This window comes from Rhizobium sp. TBD182, from assembly GCF_001950375.1.
Classification (GTDB): domain Bacteria; phylum Pseudomonadota; class Alphaproteobacteria; order Rhizobiales; family Rhizobiaceae; genus Agrobacterium; species Agrobacterium tumefaciens.
On record NZ_BDLN01000001.1, the window covers coordinates 501789 to 507947 of the forward strand.

The 6159-nt window shown below is 59.0% G+C and carries 4 protein-coding genes; 1 reads left to right on the forward strand and 3 read right to left on the reverse strand.

The features are described from left to right. Nucleotides 1–12 precede the first annotated feature (12 nt). On the reverse strand, nucleotides 13–2448 hold the full coding sequence (locus T18_RS02590; protein ID WP_038490873.1) for a ComEC/Rec2 family competence protein: 2436 nt from the start codon (nucleotides 2446–2448) through the stop codon (nucleotides 13–15). Between the two features lie 306 nt (nucleotides 2449–2754). Between T18_RS02590 and gltA the strand changes: the two genes are divergently transcribed. Next, nucleotides 2755–4044: a citrate synthase gene (gltA, locus tag T18_RS02595; protein WP_003496202.1), complete on the forward strand. Its 1290-nt coding sequence runs from the start codon at nucleotides 2755–2757 to the stop codon at nucleotides 4042–4044. A 139-nt stretch (nucleotides 4045–4183) separates the two neighbouring features. Here the strand turns inward: gltA and lpxB are convergent, their stop codons facing one another. Both lpxB and T18_RS02605 read right to left on the reverse strand, forming a co-directional pair. Beyond that, nucleotides 4184–5356, reverse strand: a complete 1173-nt coding sequence (gene lpxB / locus T18_RS02600) for a lipid-A-disaccharide synthase (RefSeq protein WP_038490868.1) — start codon at nucleotides 5354–5356, stop codon at nucleotides 4184–4186. Next, on the reverse strand, nucleotides 5353–6159 hold an 807-nt coding region (locus T18_RS02605), incomplete at its 5' end, for an LpxI family protein (protein ID WP_323455172.1). The genes lpxB and T18_RS02605, both read right to left, overlap by 4 nt.

The following is a 6159-nucleotide window of genomic DNA, read 5'->3' on the forward strand; positions in this document are numbered from 1 at the left end:
TGCTGGCGGCAGTCATTGCGACGCCGCCAGCAGCCGGATGATGGGCTGCGGCAGATCACGGTCGAAACGTCCGCTTTTCCAGTCGTAATAACGGTGCTGGCTCCAGGGCCTGTCCGTTCCGGCGATTGCGGCGCGCAGCCCGCTCGCCACACCCTCCTCCCTCTTGTCAGCAAAATCTATTTCCACAGAACCGAGACGCCGCAAGATGTCACGGCTGAGCAGGAGTGCACCCGAGCGGCACTGCGAAAAAGAGGTTCTGCGGGAAACAACGACGATATCGGCAATATCGCAGGCTTTTCCGGCGAAGCGGCCATCTTCCAGAACGACGATCCATTCTCCGCTCGCGGCGCTCGCTACGCACCATATGTCTTTCCTGCAGGTGAAGACGCCAGCTTTGGCGTCTTTGAGCGCCGCCGTCATCTCGCGTACCACCACAGCCATGTCTTCGGGCGACAGTTTCGATCTCGAGTCAGAACCAGCAGTATTTGCCGTGCTCTCGCCATTTATAAAACCCGGCGGCACGATTTTTTCCGGCAGCAGCAGCGCCCTTTGCCACTGGCCGTAAACGAAGCTCTGCGGACGGGCTTTTGTGGTTGAGACCTTGCCATCCTCCACGAGTGCCACCAATTCGCCGTCCTCGTGAATCAATAGATCTGGCAGATCACGATAGGCCGTAACTGCCGACACGCCGAAGGCCAAGAGCAGAAACGGGATGCCAAGAAGCGCAAGCCGGCTGCGCAGCAATGTCAGCAGCAGGAAACCCACCGAAGCCAAACCGATAAACCAGCCATGCGGACGCCCCGTCGCTGCGCTGCCGCCCCAGGAGGCCACCTCGTTTGCAACCTCGATGACGAGTGCCATGCCATAACCCATGATCTTCAGGAACGGCGCGTCGAGCCCGAAGGGCATCAGCAGCATGGCGATAAGAGCGAATGGCATGACGATCAGCGACATGAGCGGCATTGCAGCCAGATTGGCGAACAGTCCATAGGTGGTGACACGGTGAAAATGTTCGACCGAATAGATCGCCGTAGAAAGGCCCCCGATCAGCGACGTCGTGATAACGCCGCCAATGACCGCGCCCATCATTTCCGCCACCTTCAGCCATGCGGGCTTGCGCCCGATGAACAGCCGCTCGCGATCCGTACGCCAACGGCTCCAGAAGGCATAGGCCGAAACAAGCGCTATGGTGGCGGCAAATGACATCTGAAAACTCGGACCCATGATTTCCGAGGGCGAGAAAGCCAGAATGATCAGGGCGGAAATGGCAACGTTTCTGAGGCTGAGTGATGGTTGATCGAAAAGGACAGCAATCAGCATCACAGACATCATCAGCCAGGCACGCTCGGCGGAAACGGCAAAACCGGAAATCAGATAATAGGCAAGCGTCATCAGCAGTGCCGCGAAAGCCGCGATCTTCTTGACCGGCCAGCGCTGCGCAAAGGCGGGGAACAAGCTGAAAGCCAGTCTCAGGCCAACAAAGAATATGCCGGAGGCCAGTGCCATGTTGAGCCCGGATATGGCAACGATATGGGCAAGGCCGGAGAGCCGCAACGCCTCCATCGTCTCCGCCGATATAGCCTGTCTCTCATCGGTGATGATGGAGGCGGCGAAGGCTCCGGCATCACCGCCGATGGTGGTGCGGATGCGTTCGGCAATTGCGCTGCGAAGGCCGTAAAGCCGCATATCGGCCCATTCCAACCAACCCTTGTCAGCCCTTGCGTCACCAACGGGTGATACAAGCGCATCCGGTGATTTATAAAAGAAACCGGTCGCGCCTATGCCTCTGAAATAGGACGTGAAGGCGAAGTCGTTCAGTCCCGGTAAGGCCGGGCCGGATGGCGGCGAGAGGCGGACCTTGCCGCGAAGGGTGGCGCCGAGTGCGATCGGCTCGCCTCCGCCACGCGAAAGCACCGATATCCTCTGCGGCGGACGCGACAATGTCGGGTCGGATGTTGCGGTCAGATCGATGACATATCGCCAGTAGCCGCGTGCATCGACCTCCCGGCGCGCCACGGTGCCGGTGATGGTGGTGGTGACGGGGGTATCCAGCACCACGGTCCCTGCTCGTCGGGTTTCGAAATCTGCCAGAAGCATGCCGAGCAATAGAAAAGCGAAGGGGCCGCAAACCGCCGCCGCAATGCCAGCCTTGTATCTCACAAAGAGAGCCAGAACGGCGACAAAAAGAAATGTGGCAATCAAAATGACCGGGGAAGGCGTGGCATCTAGAGAAAACCAGAGTACCGCGCCGCAGCCGATGGAAACGGGAATGAAAAGAAAATCGTGGCCGAATGCGCGCTCCTCGGCCAGGTACGTGGCGATTTTTTCGACCAAGGTAGTGTTGCGGTTAATCTCGGGAATAATGGCGGGAGTGTCATGTGTTGCCGCATCACTGCTTCGGCGGAGAGGAAACAGAATTTCCCGCGTGCCGGGCAAGTCTCCCTGCATCGTTTTAGCATATTCGAAATGCTGTTTTTCCCCTTGACCGAGCAATCCCCACCGCCCCTTGCCGCACCAAAAACAGGTTTGCAGACCAGCGCTGGGGATTGCAATCCTTTACTTTAACGATGCGTTGACCGAGATTGAATTGCTGCTGCCGGGAAAGCCTGAAGCAACGCGATTGCGTTTGCCGCAATGCACAATTTGACCTTTGGATAGCTTGGCATCCGCGCAAGGATCATATAGCTAATCGGTAGACGCTTAACCGCGGGGCGTATCTCAACGCCCCCACCCGCATGTTTTCGGAGGATCAGTATGACGGAAAAAAGCGCTACAGTGACACTTGGCGAAAAACAGGTCGAACTCCCGGTCAGGGAAGGCACGATTGGACCAAGCGTCGTCGATATCGCCACGCTGTACAAGCACACGGGCTCCTTCACCTACGACCCCGGCTTCACCTCGACAGCCTCCTGCGAATCCAAGATCACCTATATCGATGGTGACGAAGGCGTTCTTCTGCACCGCGGCTTCCCGATCGAGCAGCTTGCCGAACAGGGCGACTTCCTGGAAACCTGCTATCTGCTGCTTTACGGCGAATTGCCGACGGCTGCGCAGAAGAAGGACTTCGACACCCGCGTAACGCGCCACACCATGGTGCACGAGCAGATGAGCCGCTTTTTCACCGGCTACCGTCGCGACGCACATCCGATGGCTGTCATGTGCGGCACGGTCGGCGCGCTCTCGGCCTTCTATCACGACTCGACGGACATTACGGATCCGCACCAGCGCATGGTCGCTTCGCTGCGGATGATCGCGAAAATGCCGACGATCGCCGCCATGGCCTACAAGTACCATATCGGCCAGCCCTTCGTTTACCCGAAGAACGACCTCGATTACGCTTCCAACTTCCTGCACATGTGCTTTGCCGTGCCTTGCGAAGAGTACAAGGTCGATCCGGTTCTGGCTCGCGCCATGGACCGCATCTTCATCCTGCATGCGGATCACGAGCAGAACGCTTCCACCTCCACGGTGCGTCTTGCCGGTTCGTCGGGTGCAAACCCGTTCGCCTGTATTGCAGCGGGCATCGCCTGCCTCTGGGGTCCGGCACATGGCGGCGCCAACGAAGCGGCGCTCAACATGCTCAACGAAATCGGCACGGTTGACCGCATTCCGGAATATATTGCCCGCGCCAAGGACAAGAACGATCCGTTCCGCCTGATGGGCTTTGGCCACCGCGTGTACAAAAACTACGACCCGCGCGCCAAGATCATGCAGAAGACGATGTACGAAGTGCTGGAAGCCACCGGCAACTCCGACGATCCGATCATGCAGGTCGCGCTCGAACTCGAAAAGATCGCTCTTTCCGATCCTTATTTCGTCGAGAAGAAGCTGTACCCGAACGTCGACTTCTATTCGGGTATCACGCTGAAGGCGCTTGGCTTCCCCACGACCATGTTTACCGTGCTATTCGCACTGGCCCGCACCGTCGGCTGGATCGCGCAGTGGAACGAAATGATCGAGGATCCGCAGCAGCGCATCGGCCGTCCGCGCCAGCTCTACACGGGCGCCGGCAAGCGTGACTACGTTCCGGTTTCCAAGCGTTAAGCCGGGAAACCAACCAACATAAAAAAGCCGGCGGGTTTTATCCGCCGGCTTTTTTGTTGGATATGATCATCGATAAGAATAGCGAAACCTGCCCTGCCGACCCCAGGAAGCAGACAGGATCGCTGCCGGTTCAGCCTTGTTACTTGCGGCTGTTCAGCACATCGAGAAGGATAAGGGCACCGGTTTCGCCAGGAGGCACTTCGGTATGCAAACGCTCCTGCACCAGAGCATAGCCGTCCAGCATCGCCCGCCGTTCGGTGGTGTCGGATGAGAGCCGCTCGGCCCAACGCAACATCGACCCTGCCCGTACCACCTCGTTGAAATATTCCGGCACCACGACATAGTCGGCAATCAGGTTCGGAAGCGCACCTGTCCAGGTTTTCACCCGCTTGCTCAGCATCGTGAAAATCCAGTCGGTCTTGTAGACCGATATGGTTGGTACGCCGACGAGCGCGAGTTCGAGAATAACGGTGCCGGACGCGGCAATCGCCGCATCGGCGCGCGCAAATGCATTCCACTTGAAGGCGGGATCGATGCCTATTTCGGGCCTGATATCCTGAGGCCATGTTGCCGCCAGTTCGCGGATGCGGTTTTCTTGGCGCGGCACTGTCGGCAGCAGAAACTTCGTCGGGCCGTTGCGCTCGACATATGCTTTTGCCGCTTCTTGAAACGGCTCCATCAACCGGGTCGTTTCGGTGGAACGTGACCCCGGCAGGAGCAGAATGGTTTTCGGTTCGCCGTTGGCAGGCAGGGGCCGCTCAGCCCGCCTCTGCCGCACGGAGAGCACGTCTTGATCGACGCTGAGGCGATGGCCGACAAAGGTTGTCGGTGGGCCGCCGAGACGCCGCATCGCCTCCGGCTCGAATGGAAGCAGGGCCAGAACGTGATCGACATAGGACAACATCGCAGTGGCGCGATATTCCTTCCACGCCCAGACGCTGGGGCAGACATAATTGACGACCGGCAGATGCGGCAATTGTTTGCGGACTTTTTTTGCAACACGATGGGTGAAATCCGGGCTGTCGATGATCAGCAGAATATCCGGCTTGGCGACAATGATTGCCTGCGCGGTCTGGTTGATCCGCGAAATCAGCTTCGGCAGCTTCTTCAGAACCTGCGTAAAGCCCATGATGGAGAGTTCTGAATAATCGAACAGCGAAACCAGCCCCTGCGCCTCCAGAGCCTCACCGCCGACGCCCATCAACTCGACAGAACCCGAGTAATGGCCTTTCAGGGACCGGATGAGATCGGCACCCAGAAGATCGCCCGATACCTCGCCGGCTATAACCGCCACCTTCAACGTTGCCGTCATCCCACCATGTCTCCGCCCATCATGTCTTCACCGAGTGACGTATCGATACCGCAGACGAATATGCCGGCCTGATCTGCCGCCTTCAACATCTCATCGCGATCAAGTACCAGCGCGCGCCCGGCTTCAACGGCGATCCCCGCCAGCCCGGCCTTATGCGCGTTCTCCACCGTTTCCACGCCGATAGTCGGCAGGTCAGCGCGGATATCCTGCTGCGGCTTGCAGAGCTTCACCAAAACACCCTTGCGACGGGTCGAGATGCGGCCCTCAGCGCGCAATGCCGCGACACGCGCCAGCATCGCGTCTGTGCCCTCGACGCCCTCCAGTGCAACGATACGGCCGCCAACGGCGACTGCACCCTGCCCGACATCAAGCGTGCCGAGTGCCAGTGCGGCTTGCGCGGCCTTGCGTATGTCGCGCAGATCGTCTTCAGCAGGTTTATGCGCACCGAAAGGGCCGGTCGTAGCAAGCAGACCGGGTGCGATCTCGTGGGCGCCAATGACTTTTGCCCCAAGCGTGCCGATGACCTTGATGACCATCTGCAAAACGGCGTCATCGCCGCTCGACAGCAGGGTGCGGACGATGGATGGCAGTTTCAGCAATATGCCGATCGTGGGGCGGATTTCCCGCCATTCAGGGCGTCGCGCCACGGCGCCGGAAAGCACGACGCGGTCCACCTGGTTTTCGCGCAGCAGGCGACCAAGCCCGGCGACATCGCCGACGCTAATCACCGCATTGTCGAAACCGCTCCAGTCAAACTGGGAATCATCACGCAGCTGTACAATGAAGGGGTTCTCCCCCATCTC